The sequence below is a fragment of the Neobacillus sp. 19 genome (assembly GCF_049463095.1).
In the GTDB taxonomy this organism is placed as follows: Bacteria; Bacillota; Bacilli; order Bacillales; family Cytobacillaceae; genus Neobacillus.
Genome location: NZ_JBMPZU010000029.1, coordinates 1 through 17138 on the forward strand (window position 1 = coordinate 1; position 17138 = coordinate 17138).

19 protein-coding genes are annotated in these 17138 nt (G+C 39.7%); 2 read left to right on the forward strand and 17 right to left on the reverse strand.

Annotated features, from left to right (window positions below):
* The 16 genes from ACO1D1_RS06625 to ACO1D1_RS06700 all read right to left on the reverse strand — a co-directional run.
* On the reverse strand, window positions 1–531 hold a 531-nt coding region (locus ACO1D1_RS06625), incomplete at its 3' end, for a carbohydrate ABC transporter permease (protein WP_423335329.1).
* 107 nt (window positions 532–638) lie between these two features.
* Entirely contained in the window at window positions 639–803 is a 165-nt protein-coding gene (locus tag ACO1D1_RS06630; RefSeq protein WP_423335330.1) for a hypothetical protein, read from the reverse strand.
* A complete protein-coding gene (locus ACO1D1_RS06635) occupies window positions 800–1429 on the reverse strand; it encodes a carbohydrate ABC transporter permease (protein WP_423335331.1) in 630 nt (209 codons plus the stop codon). Before ACO1D1_RS06635 ends, ACO1D1_RS06630 begins: the two co-directional genes overlap by 4 nt.
* A 107-nt stretch (window positions 1430–1536) precedes the next feature.
* Window positions 1537–1722 (reverse strand): hypothetical protein, encoded by a 186-nt coding sequence (locus ACO1D1_RS06640; RefSeq protein ID WP_423335332.1) that lies wholly within the window; start codon window positions 1720–1722, stop codon window positions 1537–1539.
* Between the two features lie 88 nt (window positions 1723–1810).
* The gene (locus ACO1D1_RS06645) at window positions 1811–3103 is read right to left on the reverse strand and encodes an ABC transporter substrate-binding protein (protein WP_423335333.1); all 1293 of its coding nucleotides are present in this window, start codon (window positions 3101–3103) and stop codon (window positions 1811–1813) included.
* A 27-nt stretch (window positions 3104–3130) separates the two neighbouring features.
* Window positions 3131–4705: an aminomethyl-transferring glycine dehydrogenase subunit GcvPB gene (gcvPB, locus tag ACO1D1_RS06650; protein WP_149868559.1), complete on the reverse strand. Its 1575-nt coding sequence runs from the start codon at window positions 4703–4705 to the stop codon at window positions 3131–3133.
* Between the two features lie 16 nt (window positions 4706–4721).
* Window positions 4722–6110, reverse strand: coding sequence for an aminomethyl-transferring glycine dehydrogenase subunit GcvPA (gcvPA, locus tag ACO1D1_RS06655; RefSeq protein ID WP_423335334.1), 1389 nt, complete (start codon window positions 6108–6110; stop codon window positions 4722–4724).
* A gap of 36 nt (window positions 6111–6146) precedes the next feature.
* The gene (locus tag ACO1D1_RS06660; RefSeq protein ID WP_423335335.1) at window positions 6147–6926 is read right to left on the reverse strand and encodes an SDR family NAD(P)-dependent oxidoreductase; all 780 of its coding nucleotides are present in this window, start codon (window positions 6924–6926) and stop codon (window positions 6147–6149) included.
* Between the two features lie 65 nt (window positions 6927–6991).
* Window positions 6992–8260, reverse strand: coding sequence for an ABC transporter substrate-binding protein (locus ACO1D1_RS06665; RefSeq protein ID WP_423335336.1), 1269 nt, complete (start codon window positions 8258–8260; stop codon window positions 6992–6994).
* 133 nt (window positions 8261–8393) lie between these two features.
* Window positions 8394–9152 (reverse strand): helix-turn-helix domain-containing protein, encoded by a 759-nt coding sequence (locus ACO1D1_RS06670; protein WP_423335337.1) that lies wholly within the window; start codon window positions 9150–9152, stop codon window positions 8394–8396.
* Window positions 9145–9531 carry a response regulator gene (locus ACO1D1_RS06675; protein ID WP_423335338.1) on the reverse strand — a complete coding sequence of 129 codons (387 nt, stop codon included), beginning with the start codon at window positions 9529–9531 and terminating at the stop codon, window positions 9145–9147. Before ACO1D1_RS06675 ends, ACO1D1_RS06670 begins: the two co-directional genes overlap by 8 nt.
* A 5-nt stretch (window positions 9532–9536) precedes the next feature.
* Complete coding sequence (locus tag ACO1D1_RS06680) at window positions 9537–10817, reverse strand: sensor histidine kinase (protein WP_423335339.1); 1281 nt, start codon at window positions 10815–10817, stop codon at window positions 9537–9539.
* 64 nt (window positions 10818–10881) lie between these two features.
* Window positions 10882–11271 carry a hypothetical protein gene (locus ACO1D1_RS06685; RefSeq protein ID WP_423335340.1) on the reverse strand — a complete coding sequence of 130 codons (390 nt, stop codon included), beginning with the start codon at window positions 11269–11271 and terminating at the stop codon, window positions 10882–10884.
* Window positions 11272–11348: 77 nt separating this feature from the next.
* The gene (locus tag ACO1D1_RS06690) at window positions 11349–12347 is read right to left on the reverse strand and encodes a LacI family DNA-binding transcriptional regulator (RefSeq protein WP_423335341.1); all 999 of its coding nucleotides are present in this window, start codon (window positions 12345–12347) and stop codon (window positions 11349–11351) included.
* A gap of 11 nt (window positions 12348–12358) precedes the next feature.
* Window positions 12359–13243, reverse strand: coding sequence for a DMT family transporter (locus ACO1D1_RS06695; protein ID WP_423335342.1), 885 nt, complete (start codon window positions 13241–13243; stop codon window positions 12359–12361).
* Window positions 13244–13262: 19 nt separating this feature from the next.
* The gene (locus tag ACO1D1_RS06700) at window positions 13263–13418 is read right to left on the reverse strand and encodes a hypothetical protein (protein ID WP_423335343.1); all 156 of its coding nucleotides are present in this window, start codon (window positions 13416–13418) and stop codon (window positions 13263–13265) included.
* Window positions 13419–13851: 433 nt separating this feature from the next.
* Here ACO1D1_RS06700 and ACO1D1_RS06705 point away from each other — a divergent pair, with 433 nt between their 5' ends.
* Together ACO1D1_RS06705 and tatC are read left to right on the forward strand one after the other, a co-directional pair.
* Window positions 13852–14052 carry a twin-arginine translocase TatA/TatE family subunit gene (locus ACO1D1_RS06705; RefSeq protein ID WP_149868551.1) on the forward strand — a complete coding sequence of 67 codons (201 nt, stop codon included), beginning with the start codon at window positions 13852–13854 and terminating at the stop codon, window positions 14050–14052.
* A gap of 70 nt (window positions 14053–14122) precedes the next feature.
* On the forward strand, window positions 14123–14848 hold the full coding sequence (gene tatC / locus ACO1D1_RS06710) for a twin-arginine translocase subunit TatC (RefSeq protein ID WP_423335344.1): 726 nt from the start codon (window positions 14123–14125) through the stop codon (window positions 14846–14848).
* Here tatC and ACO1D1_RS06715 read toward each other — a convergent pair.
* Window positions 14845–17037: an alpha-galactosidase gene (locus ACO1D1_RS06715; protein ID WP_423335345.1), complete on the reverse strand. Its 2193-nt coding sequence runs from the start codon at window positions 17035–17037 to the stop codon at window positions 14845–14847. The two genes, tatC and ACO1D1_RS06715, sit on opposite strands and share 4 nt — an antisense overlap.
* Window positions 17038–17138 lie beyond the last annotated feature (101 nt).

Sequence of the window (17138 nt, forward strand, 5' to 3'; positions counted from 1 at the left end):
TCTTGAGATAAATTGCTTTTGCAGCAATAAAAAGAAAATCATAATGGGAATAGTTGACAGAGTGGTCCCCAACATTAATTCCCCATAATCGATTCGTGCCATCCCAATTAAGCTGGATAACGCTACAGGCAGTGTAAACATGTCCTTAGAGTTTAGCGTGATGAGCGGCCATAGTAAGCTGTTCCACTGTGACATAAATTGGAAGATTGCAACAGCAGCCAATGCTGGTCTTGTTACTGGTAAAATAACGGAAAAGAAAATCTTTAATTCCCCTGCCCCATCGACACGGGACGCCTCAATAATAGAGTCTGGAACCGCCTTCATATTTTGCCTCATCAAATAAATCGAAAATGGAGCAGCCAAACTCGGTAAAATAATCGCTTGATACGTATTTAACCAGTCAAATGTCACCATCATTTCAAATAACGGAATTAATGTTACTTGGAAAGGAATCATCAATGAACATAAAATGACAAAAAAGAATATTTTTTTCCCCTTAAAACGGAATTTAGCAAAGGCATACCCTGCCATTGCGCTAATAAGCGTACTTAACAGTGTATAGACAACGGCAATATATAAGGAATTCCAAAAGATTTTTGCAATTCCTAAAGACTCACTAAGTGACTGGAAGTTTTTAGCTAAATAATCACCAGAAGAAGCCTTGGCGGCACACGGAAAATCTCCCCGGAAGGAAGAGTTGCTCCGACAATCATCCAGTAGAATGGAGCGATTGACAGGATTACACCTACGATCAATAAAATATAAATACAGATTTTAGTTGAAAGCTTTTTTGAAGTAATCATTCCTCTGTGTCACCTACCAATTTCATCTGAATCCACGAAATGATTGCAGTTATGAGGACGAGAACATAGGCAATGGCTGAGGCATAACCAAAATCAAAAAACTTAAATCCAGCCTCATATAAATATAGCGTTATGGTCATGGTCGCACTGTTCGGACCGCCATGTGTTAATATAAATGGCTCGTCGAATAATTGAAGTGTTCCTATTGTTGACATTACCACTGTAAAAATGAACACCGGTTTTAATTGTGGAATGGTAATCAGGAAAAATTGTTTTATTTTACCTGCTCCGTCAATACTTGCCGCTTCGTATAAATCAGCTGGAATATTTTGCAGCCCCGCTAAAAAAATCACCATATTATACCCTGTCCATCTCCATGTCATAACTAGAATCACTGATACCTTTGCCCAAAATGGGGTGGTCAGCCATGGAATATTTTCTACTCCAATGAAGGAAAGAAAATAGTTTACTAATCCAAAGTGTTCATCTAAAAGAATCATAAATACGATAGAGGCTGCGACAAGAGCTGTAATCGCAGGCATAAAATAGGCGATTCTAAACAGCGTCTTAGCTTTAACCAGTTTTGAATTTAGTCCAACTGCGATTAATAGAGCTAAAAAAATCATAATTGGCACTTGGACAACTAGGATTTGAAACGTATTAAGGAGAGATTTATAGAATATAGGATCATGGATTAATCGAGCATAATTAGCGAAACCCACAAACGTTTTCTCTACCCCCGAACCTCTTGGAAGCTTAAAATAAATGAGGAGATAACTGGATAAACAGTAAATATTACTATTAATAAAAACGCCGGGGCCATAAACACGTATGGGGCATTTTTGGGCGTTAATACATTTTTCTTAGGTTTAACGTGATAATTGGTTGCCGTATTTACTGCCTTTTCTGTTTGTTCCACCTAAAGGCACCTCCTTAAATCTAGGGAAAACATTGGTATGGATGGAAATGAGAGGAGCAAAAATGCCCTCTCCCATCTGATAAACCAATTATTTAATTTCATTCTCTAATTGCTTTTGAGCATCCTTTAAGGCAGCTTCTACTGATTTATTTTCTAAAAGAATAGCGGCTTGAGCGTTACTAGTAAGCTTGCTCGCCTTTGCAAAATTTTCGTTCAAATGAATTTTCGGCACATCGTCAACAATATCGGCGAACTTTTTGAATACTGGGCTATTATTGAAATACTCACTGTTTTCGGTAAACTGCGGCGCGTTATAGGTTTCTTTTAATGACGGGAAAAGCCCATATTTTTCAAAGCCCAGCATTTGTGAATCTTGATCCGTTGTAAAGAAATCAACAAAGGCATAGGCAGCAGATTGATTTTTGCTAGTAGAAGGAATTAGCAAGGATGAGCCCCCCAAATTCGCATACCTGTTACCGCCTTTTTCAAAGCTCGGTAAATAAAATACATCCCATTTTCCCTTCAAGTCTGGTGCCTGGTCCATTATAGAGCCTGTATACCAAACACCGTAAGGAACAGTTGCCACGGTACCGTTAACGGTTGCTGTAACAATGCCATCCCAGCCATTGTTATTTAAAACTAAATCCTCATCATGGAGCTTTTTAATGACGTTCATCGCACCAACAGCTTCTGGTGAATCAAGTGTGATTTTTCCATCTTGATCAAAATAAGAAAGTCCTTGCTGCTGCATCATCATTTGGAATATACCATCATAGTTGGGGATATCAATTGGCAGCATTTTTGCACCAGTTGCTTCTTTAATCTTCTTCCCTGCTGCAATATAGTCATCCCATGTCTCGATAGATTTTGGATCAACACTGGCTTTTTCAAAATAATCGACTCGGTAGAATACTCCCGCAGGACCGATATCCCATGGTGCCGCGACGAAATTCCCATCCTTATCCTGGACAGCTGCTACCTTTGCTGGATTAAACGAGTCTTTGTATTTGTCGTATCCCAGCTTGGTTAGATTTGAAAAGCCTTGCGGGAATTGAAAGGTATAGCCAGGAATACGCTCATCCTCCATTAACACAACATCTGGCAGTCCGGAACCTCTTGCTGCAAGACCAACCGTTAGCTTCTCATATAAGTCTCCGCTATTAAAATCCTCTACTTTTACTTTTACATCAGGATATTTCTTTTGAAACTTTTCAACTGAAGCCTTCATCGTTGCCGCAGCAACATCCCAGCCCCATACAGTTATCGTACCTGCGGGATGTTTGGAATCACCGGTTTTCGCTTCATTCCCGGATGAATTGTTTGAACAGGCGGATAGCATTAATAAAAGAGCGGCAAGTAAAACAGACAAATACTTTTTCATATTGATCCCCCAACTTTTATATAGTTTTTATTTAACAGTTTCACATGGTTGCGTCTTTTTTAAATAGGAACGCCAAGTAATACACCATTTCTCTGGGTGATCAAGGAAATCTTGCTCGTCCATTTTGTGAATGGTACTAGTATGCGGAGCCGTTTTGACGATTTCCGGATTTTCGTAGGCTTCCTGTGAAATTTGCTCCAATGCATGAATATATTCATCCAGATCCTCTTTGGAATAGGACTCAGTCGGCTCTAAAGTGAACGGCTGTTTTACAATGTATGGGTGATGACTTGTCCAATAATGGAGACCAAAATCAGTCATTCTCCTCGTAACGTCTTCTGTCGTTACGCCCGTTTCCATTGTCATTTGCTCCCAGCTATAACGGACCTGTTCAAGGCGGTGCCCCTCGACATATGGTGCGCTGGCGCCGCGAATATCTAAGACTTTATGGTACATATAGTTATTATTTAGGACAGCAATCTTTGCCACTTCCTTAAGACCCTCAGCTCCAAGAGCGCGAATCCAAGCATACGCACGCAAAACAGTTTGTGCAACACCATGGAAGGAACGAACCTTTCCTATGGAATGCTCTAGATTGTATTGAAGTGAATATTTGCCGTTATGATGCTCAACAATTGGCGCCGGCAGGTACTCTTTCAATTCTGCAACAACACCAAGTGCCCCAGTTGCTGGTCCGCCGCACATATGTGGTGCCGCAAACGTTTTGTGAAGATTGAAGAAACACATATCAAAGCCTGCTTCTTTTGCTCTCGTCATTCCTAAAAGACCGTTTGCATTCGCTTGGTCGTAAAAGCAAAGACCACCAGCTTGGTGAATGATATCGGTAAATTCTTTAATATTTGGGTTAAAGATTCCTGTATCTTCAGGGTTTGCCACCACAAAACCTGCTGTCCTCTCTGACACAACTGCCTTTAGCTTCTCGATATCAGGAAATCCATTTTCATCTGGATGCAGAGTAATAATTTTATAGCCCTTTACTGCTGCCGTTGCTGCTTGTGACGGATGCGAGAAAATGGTCGTGATGATTTCATCCCGCTTCTCTCCTTCACCTCTTGTTTCATGATATTTTCTTACAATCGATGCCATCGCAAATAGCGCCTGTGTCCCACTACTTGGCTGGAATGAGAAATAATCCATCCCTGAAATTTCGCGCATACATAAATCTAGATTATGAAAAATTTCAAGCATTCCTTGAACTGTCTCTTCATTTTGTAACGGGTGCAGTTCCATCATTTTTGGGTCACGAACTAATAGCTCATTAATTTTTGGAATGTACTTCATCGTACATGTCCCTTGGCCAATTTCAACATTAAAATCGGAACCTAGTGTTTCCTGCGAAAGTCTTACATAATGTCGTAATACACGCGCCTGGCCAATTTCAGGCAAGTTCGGCTTTTCCTTTCGCTGCATCGTTTCAGGAATAACCGATAGTCCATCCCCTACAGATAATGCAACTTCTTTATTAACAGGCGGAATCTCTACACCTTTTTCTCCAGGCTGATGAAGTTCGAAAATAATCGGCTCATTCCATTTCGCTTGATGGAAATCCCTGGTTTTGCTCGTGCGCTTGATCCTTTTCATATCAAAAAACTCCTCTCTATTTTGTTAAAACCTCTTTAATAGATTGAATAAGGGTGTCAATATCCTCTTTCATATGAACCTCGGTTACGCAAAATAGTGCCGACTGCCCAAACTCAGGAAACTCTTGCGAAAGGTCTTTACCGCCAAAAATATTCTTCTCTAACAATCTTTGATTGATTTGTTCCACTGAAAGTCCTGTTTGATTAAAATCGACGATAAACTCTTTAAAAAATGGCGAAACTAAACGAGAACCAGTTACACCGGTAATTTGATTTAGTTCCTGTACTGCATATTGGCTATTTTGCATAATGGTTTTTCCAACCTCCTGCATGCCATCCGGACCAAGCAATGCTAAATATACACCCGCTGTAATTCCCCATAATGCCGTTTGTGTACCAACCGATTCTTTTCCTTTTTCTCTTAAGGCAAATGATGTCCGTTCATATGCAACATCGCCAAATCCGTATTCTCCTTCTTTTATGGTTGGAACGATTCCGAATAGGCGGGATGGATACTCTTGTACAAATTTCACCTCATCACGAGTGGCAATAAATCCCGCCTGACCACCGCTAAAATTCATATGCATGCCAAGCGGCTGCAGATCGCCACAGACAATATCAGCACCATACTGACTTGGCGGTGCCAGCACACCAAGGGAAATTGGATCTACCCCAACTACCATTAGGGAACCATTTTCCTTCAACAATTTTGAAATCTCTGGTCCTTGTGACTCAATAAAACCGAGATATGATGGATTTTCAAAATAAACTGCAGCAACATCGTCTGTTAATTTTGCTTTTAAATCTACTAAATCCATCGCGCCTGATTGGGTATCAAATTGAATAAATTCAAATTCCAATTGCGGTGTGCCATAGTTAATCATAATTTTGCTGCGTTCAGGGGCAACGGATTTGGCGAGCAAAACCTTTTTCCTTCCGGTAATCCGCGCTGCCATTCTGACAGATGTAGCTGCTGCTTGTCCCCAATCAAATGTTGGTACATTCACAACATCCATATCTACTAATTCTGCTACTAAACTCTGATACTCAAAAAGTGCCTGGAAACGGCCGTGATCCTCATACGGCTCCCCAGCATAGGCGGTTAAAAATTCAGAGCGCTGATTGATTTCATCACAAACTGCTGGAATAAAATGCTGCCAGCAGCCTGCTCCAAGAAAATTCAAATATTCCTTTGTACTTGTATTTTTATTAAGGATCCCTTCAATATGGCGTCTAAGCTCATACTCTGTTAAGGCGGCAGGAATCTTCATATCTTCCTTAAGCATTAATTCATCTGGTATGCAGGAATATAACTCCATAATAGATTCAGCACCGATTACTTTTAACATTTCAGCCTGTACTTCAGGAACCATATTTGGTATATAAGGATGAACCTTTTGTGTCATGAAAATATCCTCCTTGTTATCACTTTTTTAATAAAATTATGCCAATCCTCCGCCATCGACAATTAAATCAGTACCTGTAATCCAGGATGACAGATCACTTGCAAGGAATAATACACCTTTCGCAATGTCTCTTGGTGTTCCTAGTCTTTCCAATGGGCGTCCTTTGGCGGACGATACTAAGAAAGCATCTTCTTGAAGGTTTAATTGCTTTGCTTCACTTCTAAGTAACGGGGTATCTGTGTCTCCTGGACAAATACAGTTCACACGAATATTTTGTGGACCATGATCGATTGCCATTGCTTTTGTTAAATTCACTACCCCAGCTTTAGCTGCACAATAGGCTGCAGCTTGGTCGCCGCCTTTTAGCCCCCACCCTGAGCCAGTGTTGATAATACTCCCGCCGCCATTCTTTGACATAAGCGGAATTAAACTTTTTGAAAGAAGATAGACTCCCTTTAACGATACATCGATGACCAAATCCCATTCAGACTCTTCTAAGTCGACAACCGTCTTTCGTCTAATGACACCTGCGTTGTTAAAAAGGACATCGACTTTACCGTAATTCTCTTCAATATGATTTCTTACTGAAGCACAGTCATCTGCATTTGTTACATCACAATGAACAAATTCAACTTTATAATCGTTCAATCGCAGTTCAGCCGCTGCTTTTCGTCCATTTTCTTCATTAATATCTAGCAGAATGACCCTCGAACCAACTTCAGCCAACAGCGTTGCCGTAGCTAAACCTATTCCTGATGCAGCACCTGTTACCACACAAACTTTATCCTCTAATTCGAAATAATCTTGACTTGTCATTCAAATCCCCTCCTGAAATGATTTAGTTGATTTATCTTTATGAATCATTCAACCCGTTTTTTAATTTACTGCCCTAAATATTTCTCAGAATCCTTCACAGCATTATTCAATAATGTTTCAACATCTTGTTCCTGCAATATCGCATTTATTGCCGCAGATAAATTTCGATCGATTTCATCCCAATTCTTATTTAGGAGAAATGCTGGGGTAACATTTGATCTTTCTAGCATTTTATAAAATGGATCTAGTAAAGGGTCTTGCTCTGTTTTCATTTCTTTCACCATGCTAATACGAACCGGTAAATCATTCGTTCGCAGCTTTATGGCCGCTGGTGAATTGTAAAATTTCACGAATTCCCATGCTAGATCCTTATTCTTTGAATCCTTCGCGATTGAAATCGCTGAAGAAGAAATAACACCTTTCACTGGTTTTCCGGGAAAAGCAGGCATTTCCACGGTTCCAAAATTCATCTTGGCCTTTTTAAATCCCTCTAACGGTCCAATACCGCTTTCCCACATTGCCATTTTCCCTGCTTTAAAAAACTCCTCACCACTTTGTTGATTTTTACCGCCTACAAGCACTGCACTCTTAGCCTGAACCAAGTCTGCCAACACTTTTATCGCTTCAATCGTTTGTACACTATTCATATATCCGGCGATTTCCATCCCATCTTCACTTATAAAACTAGAACCATTGCTCCAAACAATTCCCTGAAGGCTATAGGAATCTAACTCTGGACTTAATCCAAATCCATACTGCTCTTTATCTAGATTGGTTAATTCTTTTGCTATACTCTTAAAGTCATCCCATGTCCACCCATCATTGGGGTACGCAATCCCCGCTGCATCAAATAAATCCTTGTTATAATAGATTACTCTTGTGGTAAATCCTGCAGGCATACCGTACAGTTTTCGATACATCGTCGAATAGTTAAAGAGCCCTTGGTAAAAATCATCTACGTCAATAAAGGGATCCCTTTTAATAAAATTATCGAGAGGTTCCAGCAGCTGAAAGTAGGCTGGAAAATTCCTCATATACATGACATCTGGAGGATTCTTTGCACCAAATGAAGCAGTCAGCTTTTGGTCAAACTCATCACCGTAGGCCTCAACTTGTACTTTTATATACGGATTTTTTTCTTCAAATTTTTCAGCAATCACTTTTTGAATTTCTAATGCATCTCCTGTCTCTCCTGTTGCAAAACGAAGATGAATGATGTCGAATTGGTCCTTTTCAGTTTCTGTTGTCTCTTTTTTGTTAGACAGATTATTTGAACAAGCAGCAGTTATACAAACCAGCATAAGGGCAACAATTGTTATCCAACATTTGTTCATGATTAGTTCCTCTTTTTTTATTTATAGTAGAAACCGCTTTCATTGTAACGTGAATGAAAGCGGTTTAGAACTTACTATTATCTTGAATTTTTCGGAAAATTGTTTGAACATTTTAAAAATACTAGTAAATCTGTTAGCTTACATTCGTCTTTTTGTTCTGCCTATAATCGGATGGTGTTCTGCCAATACATTTTTTAAACCATTTGCTGAAATACTTTCCATCCTGAATACCAATTTTTTCGCCGATTTCCTGCAAAGGGAGCGAGGTATTCTCAAGAAGATCACAAGCCGCTTGAATTTTCATCTTTTCTGTAAAACCGCTAAAGCTATCCCCAACCGCCTTTTTAAACATTGTGCTAAAGTGGCTCCTGCTTAGCCCAACTTCTTTTGCAATAGAACTAGAGGATAGAGATTGGTCTAATTGGTCGATCATAATCTGAACTGCCTTTTGAATTGGAGTCGGCCAATCCTCCATCGAAAATTTAAATTTCTTTTCGAATTTTAATTGGTGATAGAGCTTTAAAACTCCCTCCATCCAATTAGCCATTCCTTGATTAGGACCATTCACCTTCCAGCGAATGGATGAATCTTTACTTCTTGATTCTATTAAAAGATGCTCAAACCATTCTTGTGATGGTTCTGGAATAAAAATAAATGCTTGATCCTGTCCACAAGGAATTTCTGCATATTGTCTTTCCTCATACATCTCTTGAAAAAGCTCACCACTATTTATTCCATTTATTAAATAAATAAAATACGTCTGCATCATCCAGTTCCACTCTTTAGAAAAGAGTTTTTCTAGTCGTTTTGGAAAAGAATTCTCGAAATCACATAACCATTCATAGAATTCAGTGGCTAAAGATGGCGAATGACTGGTATTTCCATTATTCAAATAATTCGAGTTCGTTTTTAAACCGTTCCAGATAATCTTCAAACTCTTGATCCTGAAAGGCGGTTTTGACGATATACCCAGAAGCACCTATATTCATTCCCTCTTGTGCAAAAGTGAAATCTCGATGACAGCTTAGCAACAATATTTTTACATCCGGGGAACGTTGTTTAATTTTTCTAGCAAACTCTATTCCATTCATTTCTGGCATGACAATATCCGTTATCACCACTTCAGGCGAATATTCTTTGAACAATTCCAACGCCTTTAGCCCGTTTGGGGCATCTGCAACAACCTTCATGCCATATTTCTCCCAATCCACCGTTGCGATTAATCCTTTTCTAACAATTAACTCATCATCTGCAATTAGTACTTTAATCAACTTGCTTACCTCCTTTTTGGCCATTTAATGGTAAAAATCGTCTTGAGACCCACAACGGATTCGATTGATAAGCCATAATCTGTTCCAAAGTGAAGCTTAATGCGTTGATCTACATTATAAACACCGATTCCCTTCCCTTTTTCCTCATGGTGATTTGGGTCAAGCAGCTTTCTTATCATTTCTGCATTCATTCCTTTGCCGTTATCGCAGAGGGTAAGTTCCAAATATTCCTGTTTGGCGTTTACCGCTAGCTCAATTCGGCCTTGGCCATCCTCAAAGGCATGAAAAAAGATATTTTCAAATAAAGGCTGAAGGGTCATCCTAGGGATTAAATAGTCTAGGCAATCTTCTTTCATTTCTTCTATATATTCAAATGTGTTTCCGTAGCGAACCTCTTGGACTTTCAAATAGTGCAATATCGTCTGCAATTCTTTTTTTAATGGAATTAACTCATCGGAAAAATTTAAATTTTCATGGAGAACCTCTGTTAAATGATAAATCATCTCTTGAACTTCCTTAACTCCTGAGAGTCTAGCTTTCCATTGAATAGAATTTAAAGTATTAAATAATAAATGGGGATTTATTTGATAATGGAACGCCCTTAATTCAGCTTGTCTTTTTAAACGTTCTGTTTGGCTAATTTGATCGATTAATTCCTTAATTTGATTGACCATATCATCAAAACTTTGCGCTAACACTCCTAATTCATCATTTGAAGTATCCGCTATTTGCGTATTGAGATCCCCTTCACTTACCTGTTTCATTGAGGATTTAAGACGTTTAATCCGCTTCGTGAACGGTATGGAAAAGACGGCAGCTAAGATACATACAAGAATAATAGAGAATATGATAGCTAGTAGGGTATAACGATAAATTACATTTGATGATTGATAATAGAATTCCTCTGGAATGCGAATATGGATATCCCACCCATATGCATCAAAATGTCTATTCCAGACAATGTCCGTTGCCAATTCTTTTGGTGAATTCTTCGTCTTATACACTACCTGATGCTCGCCATTTTTTAGGGTGACCGAGGAATGAAGTTTATTCTCTAGAAAGCCTATATAAGAGAATAACTCCTCAGCATCAGTCTCAATTAAAAGTTTACTTCCTTTTAACACCCCAAATTGGCTTTCAATTGGAAAAACCAGCCCCATTAACTGCTTATCTTTCTCACCTGTGTAATAATGGTCAGCCGTATAAAATCCTATCCAAAGATCCCCTTCTTTTAAACTATTTGTTTCCTTCCAAAAAGGTTTTTGAAAGAGTTTATGAATATCCAATCGACTATTCCCATAATAGTAGCCTGTATTGGTAATTAAATAGATACCCTTGGTATTGTACGTCTTATGTGCTTCCAAATATCTTTTCGAAGTTTTTATTCTCAATAAACCCTGTATATGTTCGCGGTATTTCCTCATTTAAGATAACCAGCGTTGGGTCGGATAAATAATGATTGATGTCTTTCGAGACAACATACATTTGCTCAAATGTGTTTTCAATTTGTTTATTGAGCTGAGAAACAGCAAATTGTTCATAATCATTAAATTGTTTATTCACGATTTCGGACGACTTTTCGTATGATAGCAGCCCAAATAGAATTAATGGAATGAGGGCAACCATAAGGAAAAACAACACCATTTTTGCCCGTATGCTCCTATAAAGTTGGCTTTTTACTTTTTCTTCTAGCTTTTTATAAACCGAAATCACACAGATCCCGCCTCCTTTGGCATACATTCCATGAAAAAAAAGCGAGGAGCATCAATATATACTCTTCGCTTCATTTCGTTTAAAATAACCCGCTAAATATCTCCTTATTTCTTTCGTGGAGCTGCTGCACTTTCTCTTATAATCAATTTCGTATTAATCGTGATTTTCTTACTAACTTCCCTTTTGGTGGACAGTTTATCTATCAGTAAATCTACCGCCGTTTCTCCCATAATTTCTGTATATAGTTTAACTGTTGTCAGAGGAGGAACCATATATTGTGCGGTAGCGACATCGTTAAAGCCAACAATGCTTAGTTCAGCCGGAATTTTTATACCAAGCTCATAAGCCGCTTTATAGCATCCAACAGCAATGGTGTCATTAGCAACAAATATAGCAGTAGGCTTTTGTTCACCGGCTAACATTTCTTTTAAAAGGGTATATCCATCTTTCGGATCATAACCGCCAATTTTCACTAATTCTTCTTTAAAAATATTCTTTTGCTTTAAATAATTTTCAAAAACGTCCTGACGCAAATCTTTAAATCGATTTCCATACATATCCGTTTCGACTCCACCGATAAAACCGATACTCTTATGACCTAATTCTGTTAAATACTGAAGAGCATTTTGGGTAGCCGAAGGGAAATCGATAATAACCGAATCAAAATACCGTTGGTCCGGATTTGAATCGATAAAGACACACGGTTTGTCAAAGTTCTTGATCTTGTCGATATCCTTGCTTTTGAACGTTCCAAGACATATAATGCCGTCGATTTTTTTACTATAATCAGCATTGCCGCCCTTATCAATGCGATAGAAGTCAATGCCTTTTAATTTCAGTTTCTTTTCCAAGGCAACCCTAATCGATAGGTAATAGGTATCGACTAATTCCTCCTCCAGCGAGAAAGAATCGTATAAACCTATCTTCCATTTACTTTTTGCCTTTTTCTTTGGTGTGATTACATAGGATAATTCCTCTGCCGCTTCAAAGACTCTTTTTCTTGTTCCTGGTGAGACATTTAATGTTTCATCGTAGTTTAATACTCGTGATACGGTAGTTATTGAAACATTAGCTAAAGTGGCTATCTCTTTTATTGTGGCCATTATTTCTCTACCTACCTTGTCAGTTCCTTTAATTTATTTCTTTTTAAAAAAGGAATTTTTGTTTCCGATATGATAATAGCACTAAGAATGAGGATGGCACCAAACACCATTTTAATGGTCATCACCTCATTTAAAATGATAACGGAAAATACCATGCCCCAAAACGATTCTGTCGAAAGGATAATGGCAGCTTTTGTTTCTGAAATCATTTTTTGAGCAACGGTTTGCAATAAAAAGGCAACTGATGTAGAAAAAACCCCAAGGTAAAGGAGTGATAACATCCCGTCCATCTTGACTGCGGTGAAGGTTTCTCCTTTGAAGAAGACAACGATCATTCCAATGACGGCTGCGGACATCATTTGGATAAGCGTTAAGAGAATCGGATCGGAATCCTTCACAAATTTTGCCGTATAGAAAATATGGAACGCAAAGCCAACGGCACAGCCTAATGTCAGCAAATCTCCAATATTGATATCGGACGATAATTTCAACGATAACACACCGACACCGACCATCGCTAAGACAGCCCCCGTCAGTTCATAAAAATCCATTCTTCGTTTATACAATAGGAAGCCGATAAACGGAACAATTACGACATTTACGGCTGTTAAGAAGGCATTTTTTGATGGTGTCGTAAATTGAAGACCCACCGTTTGCAGAGCAAACGCAAAATATAAAAAGACCCCCAATATCGCTCCTTTAATGATGGTGCTTTTATTAATCATTTTTATTTTCCTATGGAAAATAACACCTAGGATGACAGCTCCTACTAAAAACCGGCCTGCTAAAATTTGGTACGGAGTGAAGTGCTCCAAGGCAATCGCACTCGCCACAAAGCCACTGCCCCAGATAATCGCAGTAATCGTAAGAGCAAGTTCCCCGAAATACTTATGCATTTAATCCCCCCTAACTTTATTAGCCAACAGCAGCAAAAATACACTCGATGTCCATGTAAAGGAGGTTATCTACTAAACCTTTACCTGTAAGCAGATCAAAGTTTTCCGCCATTCCGCCTACAAGAGTGAGCTCGAGAAACTTATCCCGCAAGCGGTTCCCTGCTTCTGAACCCATTTTAAACGATGGTCAACCTTACCTTTTTCATCTTATCTATCGTAGAACTTTATAGGATTATTATAATTGCAATTTTACTAAAGGTAAACGCCTTTAATTGGTATTTTACTAAAATATATTTTGTCAATTTGCAATTATTACATTTTACTATATAGGTAAAACTTATTTCCAATACTGTTTTTCACTAATTTAAATGGTTCGCCCTGGAATTGTTGTTTATGGTCGTGCTCCTCGTAATTTACAAATAGTTAAGAAAGTTCATCATCTCTTATTATTTCTTTACACTCTCTTCATTCATCTTTTACAGTACTGCCCTATACTCAGAGTTGTGAGCGACCAAATCACCTCAAAAGGAGAGCAAAGTATGTACTGTTTAATACCATTCATCAAAGGATGAAAATAAAGGAAGCTATCTAATTGGAGGTAATCTGCCATGCTTCAAAACATAGGCATTCCCGGCTTAATTCTTGTTCTTGTGATTGCACTAATTATTTTTGGTCCATCAAAATTACCGGAATTAGGCCGTGCCGTTGGTTCAACCTTAAAGGAATTTAAAAAGTCCACACGTGACTTGGTTTCTGAGGATGAGCCCGCCAAAGAACTATCTAAGAAAAAAGAAGAAAAAACGATCTAGTTCAAATCATTTTTAGAAGATGCCAGCAGAATGTGTGCTCGCATCTTCTTTTACCTAAAGGAGGGGTATTGTGAATAATCATGAAATGGACCTTATCGGTCATTTTGAAGAATTGCGGAAACGGCTAATTTACATCTTAGGCACGTTTATCCTTTTGTTTATCCTATCCTTTGTGTTTGTCCAAGATATTTATAACTTTCTTGTTCAAGGATTAGAGGTGAAGCTGGCAATCTTAGGCCCAAGTGATATTTTATGGGTGTACTTGATCCTTTCTTGCATCTGTGCGTTTTCTGGGACGATTCCGATGGCTGCCTATCAAATCTGGCTGTTTGTCCGCCCGGCATTGAAAGCGGCTGAGCGAAAAATAACTTTGGCATATATTCCGGCATTATTCATCTTATTTCTTGTTGGAATCTGCTTCGGCTACTTCGTGATTTTCCCAATGGTCTATAAATTCCTGCTGTCTTTATCGGCGGATATGTTTATGACCTTTTTTACGACCGAAAAATATTTCCGTTTCTTAATACACACCACCCTTCCATTCGGATTTTTATTCGAACTGCCGGTGATCATCATGTTTTTGACAAGTTTAGGGGTGTTAAATCCGTACCGATTGCAAAAGATGAGAAAATACTCCTACTTTGGATTAATCGTGACTGCGGTCATAATTACGCCGCCGGACTTATTATCCGACATTTTGGTCGTCATCCCTTTGCTATTTTTATATGAATGCAGTGTTTTATTATCAAAGGTCGTGTACCGGCGGAAACAACGGCAATTAAACTTGGCGGCCTAGCATCGTATTGCTTCAATCTGAAAAATGAATGAAGTATAATCCTTTTTGATCAGCGGCATGGCTAAACCAATTTGCATGAGTTCGGAGCCATAGTACAGCTGCTCACCGCTGTTTATTTTGTATTTAAAGTTTGGATTTAGCCCGCGTAGTTTGAGACGAAAAAAAGGCGGATTTGGCATTGCCAATATTTTGTAGTAAAAAACGACTGCCTGATTCCGATTCGGTTTCACATACATCCAGGCTGTGTCCATTCCGACGAATGGATTTAACAGCCGATACAGGTCACCGAAAAGGACGATCTCCTTTATTTGATGGTAAAGACTGATTTGATCGTGCACAACTGTTTTATCCTTAGACCCGAGTTTATCGACATTTAGTTCGAAACCTAAATTGGCTGCCATCGCCACATGACACCTCATTTGTAGAGGTGTCATTCTTCCTGTCTGATGGTTCGGCACATCCGAAACATGAGCACCCATCGTAATCGCCGGATAGACGATGCTTGTTCCATATTGAATTTTTAACCGCTCTACTGCATCCGTATCATCACTCGTCCACGTTTGCGGCATGTAATAAAGCATACCCGGATCAAAGCGTCCGCCCCCGCCCGAGCAGCTTTCAAACAAAATCTGTGGAAAGCGTTCAGTTAATTTTCTCAAAATCCAATATAGGCCAAGCATATAGCGATGAGCTGTTTCCTTTTGTCTTTCAGGAGGAAGTGCTGCCGACCCCGCCTCTGTCATATTTCGGTTCATATCCCATTTCACATAGGAAATCGGTGCGCTGGTGAAGATGCTGGTCATTGTTTCGAGCAGGAAATCACACACCTCCCTCCGGCCTAAATCCAAGACGAGCTGGTTTCGGGAAAGTGTCCGGCTTCGTCCGGGCACATGGAGGCACCAGTCGGGATGCCTGCGGTACAAGTCGCTGTCGGGTGAAACCATTTCCGGCTCGACCCATACGCCAAACTTCATTCCCTTTTTCTCTACATAATCAGCAAGCCCAGCTAAACCATGAGGCAATTTTTTCTTATTGACGACCCAATCCCCCAACGAGCTTTTATCATTGTCACGACGGCCAAACCAGCCGTCATCAAGAACAAACAGCTCCATTCCCAGTCCCTTCGCCGCATCCGCAATATCCTTTAATTTTTTCTCATTAAAATTGAAATAGGTAGCTTCCCAATTATTGATCAGAATCGGGCGCGATTGATTGCGGTAAACACCGCGGCACACCCTGGTTCGCAATAGCTTATGAAAGGTTCTCGACATTCCGCCAAGACCTTCTGACGAATAGACCATGAGTGTCTCCGGCGTTTGAAACGTTTCTCCCGGATTTAACTGCCAAATAAACTCAAACGGATTGATTCCGATGCTGAGCCTGGTTGTTTCAAAAGGATCTACTTCGATAGATGCTTGGAAATTGCCGCTGTATACAAGGCTTACGCCATAAACATCGCCATATTCTTCCGTAGTGTTCTTTGAAAGTAACGCAACAAATGGATTATGCTGATGGCTGCTCGCCCCTCTGGCAGAAGAGATCGATTGGATTCCATGATGCAGCGGCCTGCGTTCTATGTGACGCTCCCTTGCCCATGTTCCGTGAAGGTGCAGCCAGTCCCAATCCGATTGATGGAAATCGACTGACATGCTCATACATTTATGTATTTCTACGGTGTGGCTGCCTAGGTGCTCGAAAGACACCGATCTCGTAATGACATCAAGGTCACGGTAAATGGTATACATTAGATTCAGCCCGATTCCCAGTTTAGAATCTACCATGGTGATGACAAGTGTTTCTGCTTCCGAATCATCTTCAATGTAGGATGATGGCAATCCTTTAAGCGAAGGTTTCCCTTTTCGTATTTCGTGTGAATCATAGACAAACTCGGTAATCGTGGATCCGTCGTGGGTGCGAAGCTGATAGGCCGGTTCCCGGAAATCTCCATTTCCATATGCAGGGTACTCCTGCGGCAGCGTATCAAGTGAGAATTTGGGATCTTCTGGTTCCGTCGTCGGCGAAAATGCCCTTCCTTTAAAAGCAAGGATGGCTGAAGGCTGCAAAAACCGCACCCGCTTCCCCCAATACAAATGGGCTGGATACTTCCCATGAACAAGCTGAATCAAATAACTAATATTTCCATTAAACAAATGAAACACCTGATCCGCCTCACACCACTCAATCGCCATACTCCCACACTCCTAACAAACGAATTTATACTATTATATTTACGAATATGGTGACAATGATGAAATTGGTGTCAGGCACCAAAAACTGTATTTGCAACGGG